Source organism: Olleya sp. KJ81-1, from assembly GCF_055808135.1.
This window is the reverse complement of sequence record NZ_CM147854.1, coordinates 861,829-885,477: the sequence shown is the minus strand read 5'-3', so window position 1 is coordinate 885,477 and position 23,649 is coordinate 861,829. Positions and strand designations below refer to the sequence as shown.

The window sequence follows — 23,649 nt, the reverse complement described above, 5'->3', positions numbered from 1 at the left end:
TAATAATTAAAATGTTGCGTTTATACCAAAAATTAAGTTTCTAGTTTGAGGATAGGTTCCAAAATCTATACCTTGTACAGTGTTACTTCCGCCAAAAGCATTAACCTCTGGGTCAAAACCAGAATAATCTGTTATTGTAAAAATATTTTCTCCTGTACCGTAAATTTTTAGGGCAGTTATACCTAGCTTGTCAATTAGATTTTTAGGCAAATCGTAACTTAAGGTTATGGTTTTAAATCTTAAATATGAAGCGTCCTCGATAAAACGTGTTGAGACCCTGGAATTATCACTATTACCAAAACTAGCTCTTGGTATATCTGTAATATCTCCTGGTTGTCTCCAACGATCTAAAACTGCAGTAGATTGATTTTTAGGATCTATCATACCTTCGGTTTCAATTCGTGTAACATTTAACATGTCGTTACCCTGAGATCCTTGAAGAAAAACAAATAAACCAAAGCCTTTATAATTTAAAGTATTAGTTACACCATAGTAAAAATCTGGGTTAGCATCACCAATAATTGTACGGTCTTCTGGTGTAGGATTGAAGGTGGAGTTACCTTCATTATCAATATAATAAGCGTTACCAGATGCTGGATCAACACCACCAAAAATATAACCATATAAAGTACCCAAAGGTTCGCCTTCTCTTACTAGACTAGCTTCACCTCTACCTCCTGTTATACCACCTTGTAATAATTCTTGTCCAACAAGACTAACCACTTCATTACGATTAAAGGATATATTAAATCCAGTATTCCATGAAAAAATATCAGAATTAATGTTTACCGTATTTAAAGCTAATTCTATTCCTTTGTTTTGTATTTCTCCAATATTTCTAATTGCATTATCAAAACCAGAAGTCGTTGGTAATGGCGCGTTTAATAATAAGTCATTAGTTTTTTTAATGTAGGCATCAGCTGTAACAGATAGTCTGTTATTTAACATAGAAAGGTCAAAACCTATATTTGTTTGTTCAGACTCTTCCCATTTTAATGTTAAGTTTTCAATAGATCCCGGAAATGTACCAGGTTGTGTGACACCACCAAATGGGTAATTTGCTCCAGATCCAACACGACCTAAATAACTATAAGCGTTAATATTGTCATTACCAACAAGTCCCCAACCTGCCCTAAGTTTAAGGTCATTAATTAATCCGTCTTTATTAATAAATTTTTCGTTTGAAACACGCCATCCTAAAGAGAATGATGGAAAATATCCCCATCTTTTGTTAGGTCCAAAAACACTTGATCCATCTGCTCTAAAATTAGCAGTTAACAGATATTTATCGTCAAAACTATAATTAACTCGACTTAAAAAGGAAGCATTCGCTCTTTCTGATTTCCAAGCAGAAGCATCAAAAATTTCAGAGCCTCCATTTGGTGTTGTAACAGATTCACTAGCAAAATTTCTAGTCTGAATAGAACTGTTTTCAAATGTAAACTTTTGATTGACAGATCCCACTAAGGCTTCAACAGTATGTTTATTAAATGAATTATTATAACTAAATGTATTTTCAACAATATAATAAGATTTTTTATCTGTATTATTAATACCTTGACCACCAATAGCAGCACCAAAACCTGTTCTGAAAGGATCTAAAAACGAATCAAATACGCCATTACTATTATCAATCCCATAGTTAAACTTGTATTTAAAATTTTCAAGAAATTTAGCTTCTAAATAAATATTTCCTAAAAAACGGTTGTTATTATATTCTCTATCTAAACCGTCTGTACTAGCCAATGGGTTTTCCCAATTTTGAAACGGATTACTAGTAAACATTCCAGCGTCATTGTATACACCAATTATAGATGGTGTGGTTAAAGCACCCAAAAGGACACCTCCTTGATTTACGTTGTTATTGTCATTAATATCCACATCTTTATAAGAAGTATATGCTATTCTGGTACCAACTTTTAACCAATCATTAATGTCTTGATCAATATTAATTTTAAAATTACTTCTTTCAATTTCAGACGTTCTTACTGCTCCTTCTTGGGTTAAATGACCTCCTGAAATAAAATAACTAGTTCCTTCAGTTTTACCAGATACTGAGGCTTGATAATTTTGAGAAAATCCATTTTGAAATATCTCTTCTTGCCAATCAGTACGTGCTGTAAAGCTGTCCCAATCTGTTGACAATCCCATTTCTGTCATTAAATCTCTATATTGTTCACCATTTAATACTGGTAAAGTGTTCCAGACTTGTGACACTCCGGAATAGATATCTAAACTTACTTTTGGTTTAGAAGTTGTTCCACGTTTAGTAGTAATTAAAACCACACCATTTGCTCCTTGAGCACCATAGATAGCAGCCGAAGAGGCATCTTTTAACACTGTTATAGTGTCTATATCACTAGGATTAATTGATCTTGTGTCTGTTGTAGGTACACCATCAACCACATATAATGGTTCGCTGCTTGCGTTAATAGAGTTTGTTCCTCTAATACGTACACTAAATCCACCTGATGGTTTACCTGATCCAGATATGACTTGGACACCTGCAGATTGTCCTTGTAATAAGGAACCTACTTGAGTGTTGGGTCTAGATTCAAAAGAATCGCTGTCAATTGTAGAGACCGATCCTGTTATATCTTTTTTAAGTTGCGATCCATAACCAACAATTACAACTTCATCTAAAACACTTGTATCTTCTTGCAAATCAACATTAATAACAGACTGTCCTTTTACTAAAATCTCTTGTGTTTTAAATCCAATATAGCTAAATACTATAACTGAATTTTGATTTACACCTTCACTTAAGGTGTATTTACCATCAAAATCTGTACTAACACCAATTGAAGTTCCTTTTAATATCACTGAAACTCCAGGTATAGGTAATCCATCTTTCTCTGTTACAACACCTGTAACTTTATTTTGTGCTACACTTTTACTTGTACACAATAATGAAATGAAAATTACCGTAATGAAAACTAATTTTTTATAAATCATTTGCCTCTATATGTATTAATTTATGAAGTCAATAAAATGGTTTAGCAAATTACCCTGAAATAACAGCAACTACAATAGAGAAATCTGTAAAAGTGGATTTTATAGTGTGTAAATATTTGTTAAAATATTTAAAATCAATAGCTTATAAATTTTAAACAGAATACGAAAAGTGGATTTTATTGGATGATTAAAGAGTTTTATATCCGAAATCAGTAATTTATAGAGGGTATTTTTGATAATATTATTTAATATTTAGATAGATTTTATCATCTTCTCAAAATTTGTTTTATCAATTGCAGATTTATTAATAGCTGCTCTGTAATTATAAATGGTATTTACAGAATACCTTAAGATTTTTGCAATTCTTGAACTATTATCAATTCCTAATTTGATAAGTGCCAAGATTCTTAATTCTGTATTTAATTGGTTTATATCTGTTAATTCAATTTGATGTTCTGGTTTTAGTAACTTATTGACTTCTGACAAAAAATTTGGATAAATATGTAAAAATGAACTATCAAAATTGTTGTTAAAAATTTCTAATTCTTCATCAATTAGTCTTTTAGATTTTGATAATTTAAGCAACGCATTCATTTGATTTGCATTAACATATTTGCTTACCAATTTCCTGTAAACATCTAATTTAGTAATATATTCTGAATACAGATTTACAAAATTACCAATGTAATGTTCCTTAATTTTATCTACTTCTGAGAGCTCTAAATAAAGATTTTTAAGTTCTTCATTAGATGTATTAAGCTTTTTATTAAAAACTATAAGTTGATTATTAGCAATTTTAAGTTTATCCTTGGCTTCTGACACTTTTTTGACTTGCTTATAAACCATATAAATTGCTATTAGTAAAAACGCAGCTAAAACACTAATAAAAACTAAAGAGTATTCTAACTTTTGCTTTTGCTTTGCAGTTTTTTGTTCATAGGCTTTTGTAATTAAAGGCATATTATTAGCAATATCTACAAAACGTAAACGCGAATTATAAAACTCAGCATCATTGTAAGAAAAATTAATGTATTTATGTGCTCTGTCAATATCACCTTCTGAAAAAAGTATCTTAGCTAAAGTCCCCATTGATGCATTATCCTTTACAGACGCTTGAATATCTGATATTGCAGAGTGTACTAAATACTCTTTTTGTTTAGTTAATTGGTTGTTTAACTCATACAACAAGGATCTTTCAAAAGTTATTAAAGAGTATAAACGAGAACCTAATTTAACTTTTCCAAGTCTTTGCGAGTTAACTTTAAAAGCCTTGTCCAAATTTCGTTTATCTCTATATTCCTTTTCTTTAAGTCTTAAGGCTTCCTCAGAGTCAGGTTTAAGTCTATCATATAATGAATCTTGATAGGCTTTGTATAGCTCTAAATATATTAATTTATTGCTATTTACTGCTGTATTATAGGATAGACCTGAATAACCTTCTTTATGAGCAATAAAATAATTATTTAGTAAAGATTTTGGTAGTGAGTTTCTTTTTATTTTACTTAAGGCATCAATTGATTCTTTAAATCGTCCTGTGTTAACTAATAATAATCCCATTTTTAGGATGGCTTTATCTAGTAACTCATCATTATTAAGCAATTTTCCAATCTCTATGTTTTTTTCTATATAATCTAAAGCTTTATTAAAACTGTAAAATTGATACTCCTCAAAAATAGCATTGTTAATTATGTACTGGTCATTGAGGTTAGAAGTATTACTTACTTTTTTAATTAAGCTATCTATTTGTGCTTCCTTTTCTAAATCATACATTTTATAATTACGCATCCTAAATTCTAAACTACTGATAATAGAATCTAGATTTTGAGACATAAGGTTATTTTGAAATAACAATAGAAATAAGATATAAAAAGTCGACTTCAAATTAAAAAGATGTTTTAGAAAAAATTATAGCGAATTTAACTCTAAAATAATGATAAAAAAGGATCTTTTAATATTTTAAAATGTTGCTACTAATTTTTGAAAAGCACCATTATTTTAAAATAAAAAGATTATGACTAAACTTTAGACACGAAAATCGTTTAGTATTTAAATTACAATTAATCCACAACAACAGCATCAATACAAGTCCATCCTAAGGAGTTAACATCTTTAATATCTGTTGTCTCATCCGTAAATTTGTCTACCGTTATTGTTTGATTTGGTTTTAGAGTGTCTGATATTTTAATAAGCAATTTATGTATAATAGTGTTGGTTTTGGAATAATATTGAACTTCTATTGTACAATCCTTATAAGTTGTATATTTAGAAGTGTTAGTAAGCATCAAGCTTAATTGGTGACTAGCTTGTGTTTGCCTTTTACGATAGCTACCTGTGGCTTCAATTTTAGGTTTAACCAACTCTTTTTCGGAAGCCATTTCAAGTTGTATTTGTGCAGTTTCTAATTGTTGTTGTTTTGATTTTTCACTTTCGCAATTGCATAATGTAAGTGCAAGTAGTAACAGCGTAATGATATGCTTCATAAAAAATAACTCGAGTTAATTACAATTTAGGTATTTATTTTGGTGTAAAAAAATACACAAGAGTTATATTATACAATAGATTTACTTATAAAAATAGGACTGGTTAATATAATTATTAGTCCGCAGTTTATATTAGTTTTTTAATAACGTAAAATAAAAAGTAGTTCCAATGCCTTCTTGACTGTCAACCCAAATAGCCCCTTTATAGTAAGTAATTATTTTTTTTACAATGGACAAACCTATACCAGAAGATGATCCTGTACTTTCTAATTTAGTAAAGACTTTAAAAATTTTGTCGTAATAATCAGATTTAATACCAATACCATTGTCTTTGACAAAAAACTGATAATGATCCTCATGATCTGTATAACCAACTTGTATAGTTCCTTTTTCTGGATTACCATATTTTATGGCATTTTGTATCAAGTTTTGAAACACTTGTTTAAAACGCCAAGCGTTACCATATATACTTGGTAAATTATCTTGTACTGTAATAGTAACGTGGCTTGGTACTAATAAAGTTTGAATAACCTCGTCCACGATAAGATTAAAATCAATAGATTTATCTTCTGTCTCAAGCCTGTCAATGGTAGAGTAATCTAAAATTCCTTTGATTAAAAAATCCATCTTCTCTACATTAAAAATCACTTGATGTAATGGTGTTAATGCTGCATCATCCAAAACCTCTTTGTTATCATCCATAAACCAACTTATTAAAGTGTGGATATTAATTAATGGTGCTTTTAAATCGTGAGATACAACATGAGCGTATTCATTTAACTCTTCATTTTGACGTGATAAAAACTGTAATAATTCTTCTTTTTTAGCCTCTTGCTCCTTAAGACGTTCTTCATTTTCTTTTCGCTGTATAATGTTGACTAACATATTAGCAAAAACAAATAAGATTTCTTTTTCGTGGTCATTAAATTTATTGATTTGTTTAACGGAGTCAAATCCTATAAAACCTATCAATTCTTTGTTTTTAAACTTAGGTATCGTTATTAAGCTTTTAATGCCTTGTGGCTCTAAAACAGCACGTAAACCATGCTCGCCATCTTTTGGTAATAAACTGACATCTTCCACAAAAAAGGCTTCTCCTTTTTTATGTGCTTCAACCCATTGCGGAAAATAATCTAATGGGACTTGCTGTAAATTATCCAATTCTGGTTCAATACCTTGTGCACACCACTCATAAGTATTAGACGTGGTGTTGTCTATAAAATTGTATGAAAAAATGTAACTTCTGTCAGACTCTACAAACTCGCATATTTGTTGTAAAGAAGTATTAATTAAATTATCAATGTCTGATAAATCAGAGTTAATATATTGTGTAGATATACTAATTAGCAACTCTTGAAAACGAATTTGTCGCTCTATAATTTTATCTTTTTCTAATTGTTTTAAATAATTTAATTTATTGGTTTTAAGTTGTTCTGAGTGGGTTCCTAAAGGGTCTTGATAATCATTTTTCATAGCACTAATCAGAATTTTAAATGCGGTTAAGTTAGTTTGGTTTTACTAATATAATATTTACATTTTTAAAACTAATATTATCCATGTTCAAATTAACATTTTTTTTCCTACAATCTTTTAACGACGCTAGTTGACTTAAGTATTTGATTAGCAAATTAGTCCGTATTTACACCAAGAGATTAACTATTTTTAAAGCTACTTTGTATAAAAATCAAGTATATTTGTACAGGTTGAAATTGAAGTAAAATAGCTATAAATTCAATCTTTCTTTTTTACATAAAATAATTTTCAAATCAAACAATTATGAAACAATTTGGAATAGTGTTAACAGCACTATTAATTAGTGGTCTATCATTTGCTCAATTAGAAGTCTCTTTAAGTACAGGTTATGCTGTTGGAAGTGCTGGAATGAAATTAGGAGAATCTATTAACCTATCAGAAACAGAAAACGCTTATGGTAGTTATGGTGAAGGTGCAAACGTGCAATTAAGAGGTACTTATTATTTTAATGAATCTTTTGGTGTAGATTTAGGTTTAGGATACTTACATGGTACAGACCAAACGGTATCTGAAATTAGCGTACCAAACCGTGAAGTAGATGCTGTTGCTAGAGCTCGTGCTTTTGGAGCATCAACATCTATTGTCTATAAATTTACAAACAATATTTATGGTCGTTTTGGTGCTTTATTAAAATTAGGTGGAAAAACTGAAGCTGTAGTCTATGATAAGTCAACACTTAGTCAAGCTGAAGCTGATGGTTTTGGAATCCCTTTAGGGTCTTATTCTGAGACAAATTATAAAGAAGATTTTCATGGACATTTTCCGTTAGGATTTGTAGGTGCTTTAGGTTATAAATTTAATTTAAATGATAACTTAAATTTATTTGTTGAAGCTGAGTATTACGGAATTAGCTTAAAGCGTAAAGATTCTGAAATTACTGAATTCAATACAGACGTAGTATTACCTGATGGTACTGTTGCATTTGCTGGTTTTTACAATATAGATAATTTACCAAATGGTTATAATAAAGAAACAACTTATGTTGATAATTTATCTAATACAAATACAGATTCATCTAGAAAATTATCTCAAAAAGTACCTTATTCGTCATTCGGAATTAACTTCGGAATTACTTATAAATTTAAAAGTAATTCTAAAAAACAATAAGTCTTTTAGAAAGTACATATTAAACAAATAAAGCCTATTAAAACGTGATTTTAATAGGCTTTTTTATGCTGAAAATTTAAAGTCGTTTAATTTGAAATACAAAATTACTTGATTGATAATTATAATGTTAAGATCTTAAAATCGAAACTATATTATTAACAGTATGCCTTGCTGTTTTGCCAACACCGTAAATAGTCGCAGATGCAAATCCAGTCCAACTACCATAACCAACTAACCATAAATTTGGTAACTTTTTACATTTTGTATAACTGGTCTCTATTTTATTATTTTCAATAATATCCAAGGACTCTAAATGTTTTAAGTTAGCCTTAAAACCAGTGCACCAAATCACTGTGTCAAATGCAGTTTTATCTCCATTATCCCAAACAACTCCATTGTCGTAAAATGAAGAAAAAGGACGTTTAGACGTTAGTACACCTCTACCTCTAGCCTCTTTTACGCTTTGCACCATGACAATATCGCTTAATGATGTTTTTAAACCAGCATTAGTATTACCTGTTTTTCCATAAAACTTATCTGTAGCATCATTAAATAAATAGCGACCATCAATATCATCAGGTAAAAAATTAGGCTCAGTTATAGTAACCCATTGGGTTTTTGCAACTTTAGAAACTTCTGCTAAAACTTGTGCTCCCGAGTTTCCGCCTCCTATTATTAATACACTTTTGTTATTATAGGAATCTGCATTTTTATATTGTGAAGAATGTATCATGGTTCCTAAAAACAATGCTTGCTTAGGATATGTTGGTATAAAAGGGTTTTGTGCAGTTCCTGTAGCACTAACTAAGGTTTTACAGTAATACGTTCCCGTATTTGTTTCAAGTTTATAGCCAAACGCTGTTTTATGTACAGTGGTTACTTTAGTACTTCTTTTAATATTTAAATCGTAACGTTTTTCATATTGTTTTAAATACTCAATAAAACTTGTTTTACTAGGATATTCGGTTTCGCCTTCAGGCATTCCCCAACCAGATAATGAGCTGAATTGTGTTGGAGAAAACAACTTTAAACTGTCCCAAGTATTTGTCCATGATCCTCCTGCTTGATCTTGATCGTCCAAAACTAAATATTCAATTTTATAACGTCTTAAAAAATAGGCAACAGACAAACCTGCCTGACCACCACCAATAACAAGTGTTTCGTATATTTTCATTAAAACTAAAAGATTAATTAGTAAAGCTTCATCATTAAATGTACAAAAGTTAGAGCTAATCAGTATTTAGCTCATCCATAATTTCTGCAAATAATTGATACGATTTAATACGGTCGTTAATATCATAAATATTAGTAACAGCAATAAGCTCGTCAGCTTTAGTCTGCTCCATAAACGCTTTAATTTTAGGCTTTACAGTATCTTTGCTACCAATAAAAGAATACTTTAACATTTGATGTACCTGAGGATTTTTTAAAATCTCTTTGTAATACTCTGTCATCTCTGTTGGTGGTTGCACTGCTTGTCTTTTGCCTGTAAACAAGCCAACAATCATGCTAATTAATGACGTAGATAGACGCTCTGCTTCTTGATCAGTATCTGCAATAATAATGTTTACACCAGCAATAACATAAGGTTTTTGCAACACTGATGAAGGCTGAAATTTAGTTCTATAAATATCTAAAGCATCCCATAAATGAGTTGTCGCAAAGTGACTTGCAAATGCATAAGGCAATCCCTTTTTAGAGGCTAAATGTGCACTATCTGTACTTGATCCTAAAATGTAAATAGGAACAGTCACACCTTCTGCAACCGTAGCTCTAACTTTAGATGTTGCATTATCTTCAGAAAAATATTGCTGAATTTGTCCTACCATATTAGGAAATGCGTGTGCAGCTTCCATAAAATCAGATCTAATAGCTTCAGCTGTTTCACGATCTGTTCCAGGCGCTCTACCCAAACCTAAATCAATACGGTTAGGATATAACGTGGCTAATGTACCAAACTGCTCTGCTACTATTAATGGAGAATGATTTGGTAACATAATTCCTCCAGATCCAATAGTTATTGTTTTGGTGCCTTGTGCAACATAACCAATTAAAATTGAGGTTGCACTACTACCTATATTGGGCGAGTTATGGTGTTCTGCCAACCAATATCTTTTATAACCAAAGTCTTCCGCTTGTTGCGCTAAATATAACGCATTATCATAGGTTTGCTTTAGTGTATGATCTTGAGACACTAACGCTAAATCTAAAATAGAATATGATATTTTTTGAGTTTCCATAGTTTGTATATGTGCTATTATAAGTCTGTTTTAGACTTTAAATATTACAACTACAAAGTTACATAACATAGTACTGCTAAGGTTGTATGCATCTATTAAACTTTTGCTAAAGCCTTCTTAATAAATTATAATAGTTGTGCGCATTAAGAAAGACTTAAGTGTTTATAATAGTTGTATTTTTGTGTTTTAATATCCAAAACACGGTTGTAACAAGAAAGTATTAAATACATGATTATACCTAAACTACATTATATAACGCAAGGCGAAACTACTAAACAAATTTTAGAAAATGTCCAAAAGGCATGTACTTCTGGTGCAGAATTAGTACAATTACGTTATAAAAATGTGTCTGAAAAAAAGTTTTTAAAATTGGCTGAAGCGGTTATAAAAATAACATCTCATTATCAGACAAGATTAATTATAAATGACCATTATAAAATAGCTAAAACTATTAAAGCAGATGGAGTCCATTTAGGACCTTCAGACACTTGTCCAACTATTGCTAGAAAACACTTATATACTTGGCAAAGTATTGGAGGTACTGCTAATACTTTAGAAGACTGCGAAACTTTAATCACTAAAGAAGTTGATTATATTAGTTTGGGACCTTTTAGATTTACTGATACTAAAGCCAATGTAGGACCAATTCTAGGTTTAGAAGGTTATACTGCAATTATGGATGTATTAAATACAACAACGCCAATTATTGGTGTTGGAGGAATTACAACTTCAGATATTGAAGCTATTTTAAAAACGGGAATTTCTGGAGTAGCTGTTTCTAGTCAAATTACTAAAAACTTTGATAGTATAAAAACATTTAACCAATTGCTTAAAGCATCTGTTATAGCAGAACAACGTCATACTTTTGAATAATTTATAATAACATTAAGTTTTATAAAACAAAAAAGCTATCATAATTTTAATTATGATAGCTTTTTTTAAGTTGTAATTTAAGGATTAACTAATTAGTTAATCTTAATAGTTAATACACCTCTTCTGTTTTCTGCTCTACCAGCAGCAGTTGTATTAGTAGATGCTGGTTGCGTCTCTCCTACTGCTGTAGTCGTAATAACATCTGAAGCTAATCCTTTAGATACTAAATAATCTTTAATAGTTTGTGCTCTTTTTACAGATAGGTTGTAGTTATAGTTAACACCACCTTTGTTGTCTGCATGACCAACTATAGACACGTTGTATGAAGCATCTTTAGTCATATCTGTAGTTAATTGATCTAAGATTATTTTAGCATTTAAATCAAGCTCTGCACTATCATAAGCAAAATATACTTTTCTTTCGCCTTGAATAGGGTTAGCCACTGGCTTAACGTCTTTAACAACAACAGGACAACCGTTATCTGTACCTTTTACCTCAGGACAGTTATCTTTATTATCAGGGAAACCGTCACCATCAGTATCTGGACAGCCACCAAATTCAACAAGACCTTTTACTTCAGGACATAAATCGTCTTTATCAGCAACACCATCACCATCTGTATCAGGACATCCACCAAGACTAGCTAATCCTGCAACTTCTGGACAAACATCATACTCGTTTGGTACACCATCTCCATCACTATCATTATTCACTTCTTCCTTAGCGTTTCCATTTCCTAATTTATACACGATACCTAAGCTATGTGCAAAATGTTTTGGTAAGTAATCTTTAAACGCATGCTTGTAAGTGGTTTGTAAGTTTAATCCAAAATCATCATTGATACTATATTTTAAACCAACTGCACCATTAACAGTACCTGCACCAACTAAATCTGAACCGTTAGCTGCATAAGATGTATTATAAGGACCTTCTTCAATCCAAGTATAACCACCACCAACTGCTAAAAATGGTTGTAAATCGTTTTTACCAAATGCATAGTTAATCATACCATCTAAACCGTAATACTTAAGGTTATCTACTAAAACACTTTCATCTGCACTACCTAAATCACCCCATTTAGTTAACTCATTTAAAGTCCCTCTTGCAGTAATAGATAAGTTTTTATTGAAATTTTTAGTTACACCAACATATACACCTAAATTCCAGTGATCGTTAAGGTTAAAAAATTCGTCAAAATAATCACCTTGTGGCGCATTTTCTCCAACAGGATAAACATCAATAGCACTTACACCAGTTTCAAAAGACCAACGTTTGTCGTTTTTAGAATCTGTAACTGACATGTCAGCACTGTTTTCTTCCTTAATAGTATCTTGATTTAAGCTATAAACTAAACCTAAACTGTGTGCCCAATGTTTAGTTAAATAGTCCTCAAATGAGTGTTTATATGAAGTCTGTAAGTTAATACCAAATCTATTAGAAACGTTATAACGTAATCCTAAAGCTCCATTTACAGTACCAGCACCAACTAAGTCTGATCCGTTAGCAGCAAAAGAAGTGTTGTATGGACCTTCTTCAATCCAAGTGTAACCACCACCAACTGCTAAAAAAGGTTGTAATTTACCTTTACCAAAAGCATAATTGATCATAGCGTCTAAACCATAATATTTAAGGTTATCCACTAATACACTTTCATCAGCAGCACCTAAATCACCCCATTTGCTAATTTCGCTAAAAGTACCTCTAGCAGAAAGTGATAAGTTATTATTAAAGTTTCTAGTAATCCCAACATAAACACCGTAATTCCAGTGATCGTTAAGATTTAAAAATTCGTCTAAATAATCTCCTTGAGGAAAATCTTCTCCTACAGGATAAACATCAATTGCAGTAAAACCAGTTTCAAAAGACCAAGTCTTTTCTGTGTTTTGTGCAAAAGAAAATTGCATACTAAATACTAGTATAAGTGTTAATGATAAAATGTTGTAATACTGTTTCATATTCAAATTATTTTTTATTTTAAAAATTAATTAAGCCGGCAAATTAACAACAATTGAAATCAATAAAAGACAAAAATTTTAATGAAATAATTAGCTGTCAAAACCCACAATTATCGAAATAATAATGTTTTTGAATTAGAGTATAGAATCGTTAATTAATTATGTTTAAATATGGTTTAAGTCCAATGTTTTTAGTGCTTAGCTAGTAAATGCATAAAAGTTAAATTACTCATAAAACCGAAAAAAAGTGTTTGCATTATTAGTAGGAAATTCCATTCAAACGATTAACAGTAAAAAAGTCCGTTGTAGTAAAAATCTTATCAAATTTAAAATATATTTTTTTGATTAAAATTTAATTTTTGACTGTGTAAAACGTTTAAAAATATCAGTTTTAGTATTTCAAAATCTGTTAAAAAACTATATTCGCAGCATGTGGATGTATTTAGGTTTATTAGCAGCTCTTTTTTTAGGATTACATAATTTGTGTAAAAAGCATGCAGTACAAGGTAATGAGGTTTTTCCCGTACTTTTAGGTACTATTGGCTCTGGCTTTTTATTTATTCTTCCGTTTTTTATTGGTTCTGTTTTTTTTCCAGAGGAAACCAAAAACTTAGGATTTTATATTACTAGTATTCCTTGGCAAACGCATGGTTTTATATTTATCAAATCAATGATTATGGCTGCGTCATGGATATTAGCCTATCAAGCGTTAAAACACCTACCCATAACTATTGTTACACCAATCCGATCCGCAGGTCCTTTTTTTACTTTTATTGGTGCCATAATTATTTATAACGAAACGCCTAAGTTTTTACAATGGATAGGTTTTTTCTTATCATATTTTCTGTTATCCTCTACTCTAGAATTGGTAAAAAAGAAGGTATTATATTTAAAAGAAACAAATGGATCTTTGCTATTATTGGAGCAACATTTTTAGGTGCTTCTAGCGGTTTATATGATAAATTTTTGATCCAGAGTTTAAGCCTTAACCCTCAAACGTTGCAATTTTGGTTTTGTTGGTATACCATCCTAATTTTAATAGTTATTTTATCTATTACGTGGTTTCCGTATAAAGCTAAACGACAAGCGTTTAAATGGCGTTGGACTATTATTGCTGTTGGTATTTTATTACAAGCAGCAGATTATTTTTACTTTAAAGCACTACAAGATCCTGATGCATTAATCATGTTATTATCTGCTATAAAAAGAAGTCAACTTATAATTGCAGTTGTAATTGGAGGTATTGTTTTTAAAGAACATAATAAACGCAAAAAACTAGTTCCTTTATTTGGGATATTATTAGGGGTCTTTTTGATTTTATATTCTTAAAACCAAAAGTGGTTTATAAAAACACAATGGTATTAAATAGATTTTATAGCTGCTTGTATTTGTATTCTAGCCATATCATAAACTAACTTAGAGCTTGAGGTATTAATAACAGATAACTCTGTGCATGCTAAAACTACAATTCCATTTTTGGTATACTTATTAAGCAAATCATTAAAAATATTTAATTGCTTAGGATTTGCATCACCATTATAAACAGCAATTCTTATATTATCTATTAGTTGCATATCTGCATCAGTAGCCTTAATAATATTAATGTTTCGCGCAGTAAATTGAGATGTTACGTAGTTGGACTGCATGGTATATAATGTGCCAAAAATGGTGGCATTAACATGATTACTTCTAGTAATTTTGGAAATTGTTTCTTGTATAGCGTGTATTACATTGGTTTTAATTTGTAGCCTATCTATAGTTTCATGTAAGGTAATATTTGGAACTATAATATTGTCTACTTTTAAAGCTTCAATTGTATTTAAATGCGTTTTTACAATAGTATCTAAGGTATTGGACGTATTTGGTAACAGCTTATTTATTGCATCAAAATCTACATTTAACAGTGTAAAAGGACATGTGCTAAATTCACCATATTTTTTGTTATACATAGCATTAAGCGTTTTTATGTAAAACAATGTAGAATAACTTCCAAGTCCCAATACGCCTAATGTGCTCATTCTATTTCAAGGATGTAGTTAGCAAAATAGTTGTTACTATCGCTTAATTTATTTTTTATAATGAATTGAGTATTGGTGATAATATTATTTAGAATTTCATCATTATATTTTCTCGAAATTTCTAAATGAATTTTTTCGTTTTTAACAAAGCTGAACGTTTTATTTATCGCTTTAATATGGACGTCTTGATTTATGGTACTTGTTATGTAGCTTTTGGCAATACCTTCTTTTTCATTATAAGTTGGTGTGTGTATAAAGTTGTTTCTGTTAAAATCGGCATCTAATTCTTTATTAATTCGGTCTAATAAATTTAAATTAAAAGCTGCTGTTACACCTTGACTGTCATTATAAGCAGGCAAAACAATGTCTTGAGATTTAATTAAATCTACTCCTAAAAAAAGTTTGTCTCCTAGGTTTAGATTAGCGCTTAGGTTTTGCATAAAAATTGATGCAATAGCATCATTCATATTACCAATATTAGATCCTAAAAATAGAATTACCTTAGGATGTTTACTATGCTTTAAAGACTCTAAAACCTCAAAATAATCACCTTGTTTTGTCTTAACAGAAACAGCAGGTAATTCTGTTTTTAGGGTACTTTCTAAATTATCTAATGCGTTTTGAGAAATATCAATAGGAAGATAACTGTAATCAAAACCTTCTTGACTTAGCAATTTAAGGAGCTCTTTAGTTTTTGTACCATCTCCAGCACCTAACTCTATCAATTCAAAATAAGTGTCTTTCTTTAATTTTAAAGATGCTATAATATTAGACGTTTGGTTTTTAAAAATATCATGCTCTGCTCTAGTCAGATAATATTCTGGCAAACCCATAATTTGGACAAAAAGGGCATCACCTTTTTTATCATAAAAATATTTTGAAGGTAAGTTTTTATGTTGTGCGCTTAAACCGTTGTTTACTGCGTCTTTAAATTGTTGTATCATGTATTATTTTACTAATCTAATTCCTGTGTATTGCCAACGCTCTAGTGGGTTGAAAAAATTTCTATACGTATTCCTGCTATGGTTTTGAGATGTCGCTACAGATGCGCCACGTAATACCATTTTGTTACTCATAAATTTTCCGTTATACTCACCTACTGCTCCATTTGCTTTTTCAAAATTAGGATATGGTAAATAGGCACTTGCTGTCCATTCCCAACGTTTTCCCCAATGCAATGTGTTAGACGCTACTTCCCATTCAAACTCTGTTGGTAATCGCATCCCTTTCCATTCTGCGTAAGCATTAGCTTCATAAAAATTAATGTGACCTAAAATAGCATTTTTGTCTACTGGTTGTAAACCTGCTAAAGTATAGTAATGCCAAATTTCATCTATTTTAAACCAATATAAAGGTGCGTTTATGTTGTTTTTGTTTACCCATGACCAACCTTCATCCAACCAAAGGTTGAAATCGGAATAACCTCCAGCTTCCATAAATGCTATATAATCACCATTTGTGACTAAAAAATTATTTATTTCAAAATCATTAATAAACACTTTATGTACTCCTAGTTCGTTATCATAACAAAAATCCTGTCCTTGGTAACCAACTTGATAGATTCCTTCATTAATTTTGGTTGTGTCCAAAGCTATATTATGATCTTTTAAAAGATTATAATCTTTTTTATAAACCGGAAATAGTGGATTGTGACCAAACATATATTTTACATCAGTAATCAGTAATTCTTGATGTTGCTGCTCATGATTTAATCCCAAAACAATTAAATCTGTTAATTCCTTATTAGAGTTTTGATCTAAAAGTTTTAATACATTTTTATCTACATAATTCCTGTAATCTAAAATATCGCTAGTAACTGGTCTAGACATATTACCTCGATTAGACTGCAAAACACGTGTGCCTAATGTATTGTAGTAACTATTAAATAGAAAGCCATAATTAGCGTCAAACGTTTTATAATTGGGTAAAAAAGGTTTTAAAATAAACTCTTCAAAAAACCAAGTCGTATGTGCTAAGTGCCATTTTGGAGGACTAGCAAATGCTACAACTTGAATTGAATAGTCCTCAACATTTAAATGACTACAAAACGATACTGTTTGCGATCTGACCTGTTTAAAATGTGCTGTAATACTCATATATATTTAATACATCATGATGTTTTGAATTGTGCTTTTGGTGTCTACTATATTTTAAATTAGTGCATTAAAGTCTTACCATGATACTCAAATTTAAATAAAATGATTGTAACAGACTATTTATAATATGGACATTATGACTTATTAACTGTGGTTAAGTCGACTTTAGCGTTATTACTTACACACTATTTGAATTTTAACTATTATTTTTAAACGCTTTAATTATGGAAAGTGTAGATTTATGTGGTCTTCCGGAAGCTTTAGCGTAATCTGAAGACACGTTGTAAGCATCATTTAATATGCCTTCATAAATTCCTGCAATAACAGTTCCTATAAAGTTACCTAATGCTGCTTTTCTTTCTTTAGCATAATCTTCAACTGTAACAGAGTTAAATATAAGATTTGTGCCATAAACTTGGTTTATATATGTTGCCAATTGACTTTGTGTGATAGCCTCTCCAACAAGATTGTAAATTTTATTATTATGCTTGTCTTGGGTTAACATTTTTGCATAAGCAAACCCTAGCTCATCCCTACTGGTATACGTGCACTTGCCAGACGCTGCACAATTAGTAATTTTGCCTTCTTTTGCATAAGTATCGATATATTCTAAATCGGGCTCAATGTAAATTCCGTTTCTACCAATAACCCAATCCAAACCTGAGTTTTGCACATCTGTTTCTGTTTGTCTATTAGTTTGTACTATAGGACTAAAAGCATTTCCAGTTTCTGCACCAACAATACTTGTGTAAACAATTTTTTTAACACCATTTTGTTTTGCTGCTTCAATAACATTTTGGTGCTGAATTATACGTTTTTCTGGTGCATCCATACCAGAAACTAACAATAAAACATCTATACCTTTTAAGGCATTTACAAATTGTTTTTGATTGTTGTAATCTCCTTCTCTGATTGGTACACCTAAAAATTTTGCTTTTTCTGGTGTTCTTGCAATACCTACAATATTGTCCTTTCCTATTAATTGAATAAGATTTTTAATTATTGAAGTCCCTAACTTACCACTTGCGCTTGTTACTGCTATTTTCATTATAAATTTATTTTGCTACCACTTTCTAATATTTTACTACTTGAAATAATAACTACGTGCTAATTTTAATGTTTTACAACTACTTTTTTAAATATTAGTACATGGTATTATTGTGAGCCGATTTTTCTGGTATTTGCTGAATGCTATCCCAATGCTCCACGATCTTTCCTTCAGGATTAAATCTAAAAAAATCCATAGTGACGTATTGGTCATTATCTGGCCAAATTTGATGCGTATGTAAAGCTACTAAATCCCCTTCAGCAACACTTCTGACAAAATCCATAGACTTTACAGGATATTCTTTTTGCATGCGATTAAAATAATCAATAAATGCTTGAGGTCCATCTGCAACCATAGGATTATGTTGTATATACTGTTCTCCAACATACAGTTCTACTGCTTTTGTTGGATTGCCTTCATATGCCATTTTATAGAAAGCAATAGCATTCTCTTTGTTTTTTTGAATATCCATAAGTTGTTTAGTTTTTAAATTTTAATGCTTCTATCTCTTTTTGTAAAGCTTCTGCTTTATCCTTAAATTTTTGCATTGCTTTTTTAAGTTGCTCTATTTTTTTAAAAGCATCCTCATCTTGAACTGCTTCATACAATTCAACAGTTTCTTTAACTTTATATTTTGCTTTTGCACCACAAGTTGGGCATATTTTTATGTCTGACATTAGATTTTTTTTAATTATTAATAGATTTAATTTATTTAAATAATAAAAGGCCACCATAGGTAACCTTTTATATTTGCTATCAATCATTTTTTATTACTTTACTAAGTAACGAGACATTTTCATAGTGCTACCATCAATCATGTTTGCAAATTTTGCTACAGATTCATCTTTCATAAATTTTGTCATAGAAGCTTCTGCATCTTTCATTGACTTCCATTTGGCTACGACCAAAAACGTTTTTGTTTCTTCGTTGTATGCACTTTCTCTACTTATATAACCAGGTTGTTTACTTGTGTAATTAGTGTCTACTTTTGCGTCTTCAATCCAGTAGTTTTCTGTACTTACTGAGGCTTTAATTTTATAAGTTGTTACTTCAATAACATAAGAATTTTTGTCGTTTTCTTTTTTTGAAAAACTTAATAAGGTAAAGCTTGTTAATAGAATTAATAGATATTTCATAATTTTGTTATTTTTTGGTTCTTACTTGTTTACAGGTCTTTATGTGAACAAATTTAAGATTTAACAAGATTATGTTAAAGATGAATATGAGTGTAAAAATGGTAAATATCGAACCTAAAATTACAAATAGTTCTTTTTGAATTTATTTGGTGTAAACCCTGTATGCTTCTTGAAGTATTTTACAAAGTTTGTAGACTCTTCAAAGCCCAATGAATAAGCTAATTCTGTACTTTTTATTTCAGAGTTTATAAGTAATCGTTTAGCTTCTAACACCACAAATTGATCTATAAATTGCTTTGCAGTAATAGCTATTGTAGCTTTACATATAGTATTTAAGTGTTTGTAGGTAATATTAAGCTTTTCTGCGTAAAAATCTGCATTTCTACTAGTTTTAAAATGAAGGTCTAAAAGAGATTTGAAATCTAAAAAAGTATTAAGCTGTTTAGATTGTTTTAAATGAATTGTTTGATATTGTTTTAAGCGTTCTAATTTTGAAAAAATTATATTATGAAGGGATTTGTACGTGTTTTCTTGATTATAATCTTCTTTCTGATTATGGTATTCTTCAAATAATAATTCAATATAATGAACCACATTAGAGTCTTTTGGTACTTGAATAATTGGAGAAAACAAGTGCGCATTAAATAATCTAATTAATTCATTTTTTGGTAACGCATTAATTTGTTTTAAAAGATAATCTTCAGTAAACAACAAGATGTAACCTTTAAGATTTTTAGTAAACTGAAAGGCATTAATTTGACCTTTAGATATATGTATTATCGTATTTTTTTTAACCGTGTGCCATACAAAATCCACCAATTGTTTACTTTCTCCTGCAGTATACACTACAATCATATTAAAAGCTACTTGGTGTGCTTTTTCCGGATGATGACTTACAACTTGATCTTTTCTATTAGCAAGGTTTTCAATAGATAAAATTTCAATTCCGCTATTATTTGGTTTTTTAGAATTAAAAACAATTTGAGGAATATCCTTTGGCATTACATTTTAGTATTAAAATTTTCTAATGCTTTTCTAATATGTTCGCTGTCCCAATGGTTATCAAAATCTACAATACCTCTTTTAAAATCTGCATCTAACAATTCTTCTTGTTCTTTAAGCTCTTTTCTTGCTTTAAATATATAATCTTCATCACGTTTAGGTCCTTTTGCCAAGCGTCTTAAACTGGTTTCGTCGTATTTAATAAAGTTTTTAACCTGTCTATTAAGGGTGTATTTTCTAAATCCTAGCTTATGCAATACATCACTAGCTAATGATAAAGAAGTGTCCAGTGATTCTCTATAAAAATTTTCAAGTCCAAGGTTTAACAATTCGTACGCATCTTCTCTATTTTTAGTACGAATCATGAGCTGTATATGTGGATATTTTTCGTTTACAATTTTACTAATAGCCTTAGTTACACTTAATTTGTTGGTAGCAATAATTAATATTTTAGCCTCCGCAATTCCTGCAGATTCTAATAAATCTAAACGTGTTGCATCTCCATAATACACTTCAAATCCCATTTTACGTAAAAAATCAACACGATTTGAATCCTGATCTAATACTGTAGCTTCCACACCATGTGACCTTAAAAAGCGACCAACTGTACTTCCAAAATTACCAAACCCAACTAAAATTATTTTTTGAGATTTTGCAATATGGTCCATAGGTCGTTTAATTGATTCTTTAGTACCTACTTTTGGGAGTATAAAGCGCTCGTTAATTATACTTAAAATTGGTGTTAATCCCATACTTAGAGCTGTAATAACTAAGAGCATATCCATTTGTTGTTGCTCCAAAATATTAAGTCCAAAAGCAAAAGATAACAATACAAAAGCAAATTCTCCAACTTGTGCTAAACTGAAAGTTAAAAGTAACTTTTGATCTATTTTTAGATTAAAAACACGACCTGTAATAAATAAAACGACAGCTTTTAATACCACAATTGCTATTAAAACGCCTCCAATAGTAAGCGGACTTTTTGCTATTACTATAAAATTAATAGAAGCTCCAACTGCCATAAAAAATAAACCTAATAGTAAGTTTTTAAAAGGTTCTAATGTACTTTCTAATTCATGTTTAAATTCACTGTTAGATAGTACTACTCCACCTAAAAAAGCACCTAAAGCAGGACTAATACCTACTAACTCCATAATAAAAGATATACCAAAAACAATTAAGAATGCTGCAGCTATAAGTAATTCTCTTACTTCCGTTTTAGCAACTTTTCTTAACATGGGCACAATTATATAGCGTCCTAAAGCAATAATAACAACTACCGATAGAATAATAGCTATTGTTTGCAACCCAAGTGGTAAACTCTCTATTAGGCTTAAAGATTCACTGTGATTATTGGTTTGTGCTTCTGTTTTAGAATTAGATAATAAAGGCATTGCACCAATCATAAAAATCACGATTATATCTTGAAATAATAAAATAGAAAATGCGGAAGTCCCAAAGGTAGTATCCATCAATCCTTTTTCTTTTATGGTTTGCATAGCAATAGCTGTGGACGATAATGCTACAGCCATAGCAATTACTAATGCGACTTCCCATTTATATCCTAAAAAGGTGAATAGTAAATAGGTTAACAACATGGTGCCACCTACTTGTATTCCTCCCATTCCGAGTATGGTTTTACGCATATTCCAGAAGTTTTTAGGTTCAATTTCTAACCCAATAAGAAATAGCATCATTACGACACCAAATTCTGCGAAATGTAAAATATCTTGACCTTCTTCTCCAATAAAACCTAATACATAAGGTCCAATTAATACACCTGCTAATAAATAACCAATAACAGAACTTAACCCTAATCGTTTAGCAATAGACACGCATATAATCGCTCCTGCTAAAAACACTATGGCTTCAAAAAGTAAACTTCCAGTCATATTTTAAGTGATTTTAAGTTGTGGAATGTCATTAATAAATGATTTTTTCTCAAAATCATGTAGCGTTAAATCGGCTTGAAGCAAATCTATTAATTTACCATAATTAATTTTGTAATCATTTAATTTTTCATCGGAAAGATTATGAGTTCCCATTACTGCAAATGGCGGTAAATAGGACATGCCACATAAATTTGCAGTTTGCTCAAAGGGTCTTAAAAATTGCTCAACCGTGAAGCTGTTATATCCTGCTGAACAATACACTTCTTTGGATCCACCAGTTGTTATGGCATTTAAACACGTTTTATTGTGCAAAGCTTTTCCTTCTGGACCATAAGCCCAATTAAATTCTAAAACCATATCAATCCATTGTTTCATTAAAGGCGGACAACTATACCAATAAAACGGATGATGCCATATAATAATGTCGTGATCTTGTAAAAGTCTCTGCTCTCTAGGTACATCTATATGAAAATCGGGATACTCATCATACAAATCATGAAGCGTCACATTTTCTTTATCTTTTATATGGTTGATTAAAGCCAAATTAGCTCTAGATTTTTCAAATTTTGGATGAGCAAAAAGAATTAGAATTTTTTTCATATTTTGAAATAACTTCAATTTAAGATTTAAAATTACAGTTTTAGTATATTTTAGGTAATTAAATTGAAAGACAACTTTATACCTTGAATAATCATACCTGTTCCTATTATAGCTATAATTAATCCCATAATTTTTCCAATAACAGAAATTACATTATTACCAAAAATTTTGACAATTATATCACTTAACCTAAAAGTGAAATAAGTTAATAAACTCATTAAACCAAAAATAGAAATCACTAATATTATATGTACAGTTTCTACATTTGCGACAAAATTCATAGCAGTTACAATAGTTCCTGGTCCAGCTAATATTGGAATTGCTAATGGTGAAACAGCTATGTTTTCATCTATATCTACATTATCTATGGTTTTTACATTGGATGTTTTAGATTGTAACATATCAAAACCTATGAAAAAAATTAATATGCCTCCAGTAATTTTAAAAGCAGGAATACTAATATTGAATAACTCGAAAATATACTTACCTAAAAGTACAAAAACAGCAACTATAATAAATGCTATAAAATTTGAACGTCTGTTTATATCATGCTTTGTTTTTTTATCTGCACCTTGAGTTAAGGATAAAAAAACCGTCATGTTTGAAATTGGGTTTGTTATTGCAAAAAATGCTGTAAAAACAGCAATAGAAAAGGTAATTAGGTTATCCATTTAGTTTGAAATTAATCGTACAAGAACTAGAATATCTTTTAAC

20 protein-coding genes and 1 pseudogene are annotated in these 23,649 nt (G+C 30.2%); 3 read left to right on the top strand and 18 right to left on the bottom strand.

Annotation, left to right across the window (positions count from 1 at the left end):
• Positions 1-6: 6 nt before the first annotated feature.
• The 4 genes from AC0L3M_RS04120 to AC0L3M_RS04105 all read right to left on the bottom strand — a co-directional run bounded on the left by AC0L3M_RS04120 (position 7) and on the right by AC0L3M_RS04105 (position 6,908).
• Positions 7-2,955, bottom strand: coding sequence for a SusC/RagA family TonB-linked outer membrane protein (locus tag AC0L3M_RS04120; protein ID WP_473431937.1), 2,949 nt, complete (start codon positions 2,953-2,955; stop codon positions 7-9).
• Between the two features lie 252 nt (positions 2,956-3,207).
• The gene (locus AC0L3M_RS04115; protein ID WP_473431936.1) at positions 3,208-4,785 is read right to left on the bottom strand and encodes a DUF6377 domain-containing protein; all 1,578 of its coding nucleotides are present in this window, start codon (positions 4,783-4,785) and stop codon (positions 3,208-3,210) included.
• A 227-nt stretch (positions 4,786-5,012) separates the two neighbouring features.
• On the bottom strand, positions 5,013-5,435 hold the full coding sequence (locus AC0L3M_RS04110; RefSeq protein ID WP_473431935.1) for a hypothetical protein: 423 nt from the start codon (positions 5,433-5,435) through the stop codon (positions 5,013-5,015).
• A gap of 132 nt (positions 5,436-5,567) precedes the next feature.
• The gene (locus AC0L3M_RS04105) at positions 5,568-6,908 is read right to left on the bottom strand and encodes a GAF domain-containing sensor histidine kinase (protein WP_473431934.1); all 1,341 of its coding nucleotides are present in this window, start codon (positions 6,906-6,908) and stop codon (positions 5,568-5,570) included.
• A 303-nt stretch (positions 6,909-7,211) separates the two neighbouring features.
• Here AC0L3M_RS04105 and AC0L3M_RS04100 point away from each other — a divergent pair, with 303 nt between their 5' ends.
• Positions 7,212-8,075: an outer membrane beta-barrel protein gene (locus AC0L3M_RS04100; RefSeq protein WP_292945434.1), complete on the top strand. Its 864-nt coding sequence runs from the start codon at positions 7,212-7,214 to the stop codon at positions 8,073-8,075.
• A gap of 127 nt (positions 8,076-8,202) precedes the next feature.
• Here the strand turns inward: AC0L3M_RS04100 and AC0L3M_RS04095 are convergent, their stop codons facing one another.
• Positions 8,203-9,249: an ArsO family NAD(P)H-dependent flavin-containing monooxygenase gene (locus AC0L3M_RS04095; RefSeq protein ID WP_473431933.1), complete on the bottom strand. Its 1,047-nt coding sequence runs from the start codon at positions 9,247-9,249 to the stop codon at positions 8,203-8,205.
• Between the two features lie 55 nt (positions 9,250-9,304).
• Complete coding sequence (locus tag AC0L3M_RS04090) at positions 9,305-10,315, bottom strand: LLM class flavin-dependent oxidoreductase (RefSeq protein WP_473431932.1); 1,011 nt, start codon at positions 10,313-10,315, stop codon at positions 9,305-9,307.
• A 228-nt stretch (positions 10,316-10,543) separates the two neighbouring features.
• On the opposite strand from AC0L3M_RS04090, the gene thiE reads away from it, so the two are divergent.
• The gene (thiE, locus tag AC0L3M_RS04085; protein ID WP_473431931.1) at positions 10,544-11,188 is read left to right on the top strand and encodes a thiamine phosphate synthase; all 645 of its coding nucleotides are present in this window, start codon (positions 10,544-10,546) and stop codon (positions 11,186-11,188) included.
• 92 nt (positions 11,189-11,280) lie between these two features.
• Here thiE and AC0L3M_RS04080 read toward each other — a convergent pair whose 3' ends face one another.
• A complete protein-coding gene (locus AC0L3M_RS04080) occupies positions 11,281-13,143 on the bottom strand; it encodes an OmpA family protein (protein ID WP_473431930.1) in 1,863 nt (620 codons plus the stop codon).
• 430 nt (positions 13,144-13,573) lie between these two features.
• Here AC0L3M_RS04080 and AC0L3M_RS04075 point away from each other — a divergent pair.
• A pseudogene (locus tag AC0L3M_RS04075) lies at positions 13,574-14,472 on the top strand (EamA family transporter).
• A 32-nt stretch (positions 14,473-14,504) separates the two neighbouring features.
• On the opposite strand, the gene AC0L3M_RS04070 reads toward AC0L3M_RS04075, so the two are convergent.
• From AC0L3M_RS04070 to AC0L3M_RS04020, 11 genes are all read right to left on the bottom strand, one after another.
• Positions 14,505-15,161, bottom strand: coding sequence for an aspartate/glutamate racemase family protein (locus AC0L3M_RS04070; protein ID WP_473431929.1), 657 nt, complete (start codon positions 15,159-15,161; stop codon positions 14,505-14,507).
• The gene (locus AC0L3M_RS04065; RefSeq protein WP_473431928.1) at positions 15,158-16,105 is read right to left on the bottom strand and encodes an L-histidine N(alpha)-methyltransferase; all 948 of its coding nucleotides are present in this window, start codon (positions 16,103-16,105) and stop codon (positions 15,158-15,160) included. Before AC0L3M_RS04065 ends, AC0L3M_RS04070 begins: the two co-directional genes overlap by 4 nt.
• 3 nt (positions 16,106-16,108) lie before the next feature.
• Positions 16,109-17,257 (bottom strand): ergothioneine biosynthesis protein EgtB, encoded by a 1,149-nt coding sequence (egtB, locus tag AC0L3M_RS04060; RefSeq protein WP_473431927.1) that lies wholly within the window; start codon positions 17,255-17,257, stop codon positions 16,109-16,111.
• 196 nt (positions 17,258-17,453) lie between these two features.
• The gene (locus AC0L3M_RS04055; protein ID WP_473431926.1) at positions 17,454-18,305 is read right to left on the bottom strand and encodes an SDR family oxidoreductase; all 852 of its coding nucleotides are present in this window, start codon (positions 18,303-18,305) and stop codon (positions 17,454-17,456) included.
• Positions 18,306-18,399: 94 nt separating this feature from the next.
• Positions 18,400-18,777, bottom strand: coding sequence for a nuclear transport factor 2 family protein (locus tag AC0L3M_RS04050; protein WP_473431925.1), 378 nt, complete (start codon positions 18,775-18,777; stop codon positions 18,400-18,402).
• A 7-nt stretch (positions 18,778-18,784) separates the two neighbouring features.
• Positions 18,785-18,982 (bottom strand): hypothetical protein, encoded by a 198-nt coding sequence (locus tag AC0L3M_RS04045; RefSeq protein ID WP_473431924.1) that lies wholly within the window; start codon positions 18,980-18,982, stop codon positions 18,785-18,787.
• A 93-nt stretch (positions 18,983-19,075) separates the two neighbouring features.
• Positions 19,076-19,441 (bottom strand): hypothetical protein, encoded by a 366-nt coding sequence (locus tag AC0L3M_RS04040; protein ID WP_292945470.1) that lies wholly within the window; start codon positions 19,439-19,441, stop codon positions 19,076-19,078.
• 120 nt (positions 19,442-19,561) lie between these two features.
• On the bottom strand, positions 19,562-20,443 hold the full coding sequence (locus tag AC0L3M_RS04035; RefSeq protein ID WP_473431923.1) for a helix-turn-helix domain-containing protein: 882 nt from the start codon (positions 20,441-20,443) through the stop codon (positions 19,562-19,564).
• A complete protein-coding gene (locus AC0L3M_RS04030; protein ID WP_473431922.1) occupies positions 20,443-22,335 on the bottom strand; it encodes a monovalent cation:proton antiporter-2 (CPA2) family protein in 1,893 nt (630 codons plus the stop codon). The genes AC0L3M_RS04035 and AC0L3M_RS04030 overlap by 1 nt, the downstream gene beginning before the upstream one ends.
• A gap of 3 nt (positions 22,336-22,338) precedes the next feature.
• On the bottom strand, positions 22,339-22,935 hold the full coding sequence (gene kefF, locus AC0L3M_RS04025) for a glutathione-regulated potassium-efflux system oxidoreductase KefF (RefSeq protein WP_473431921.1): 597 nt from the start codon (positions 22,933-22,935) through the stop codon (positions 22,339-22,341).
• A 50-nt stretch (positions 22,936-22,985) separates the two neighbouring features.
• Positions 22,986-23,606: a MarC family protein gene (locus AC0L3M_RS04020; RefSeq protein ID WP_292945482.1), complete on the bottom strand. Its 621-nt coding sequence runs from the start codon at positions 23,604-23,606 to the stop codon at positions 22,986-22,988.
• Positions 23,607-23,649: the final 43 nt, after the last annotated feature.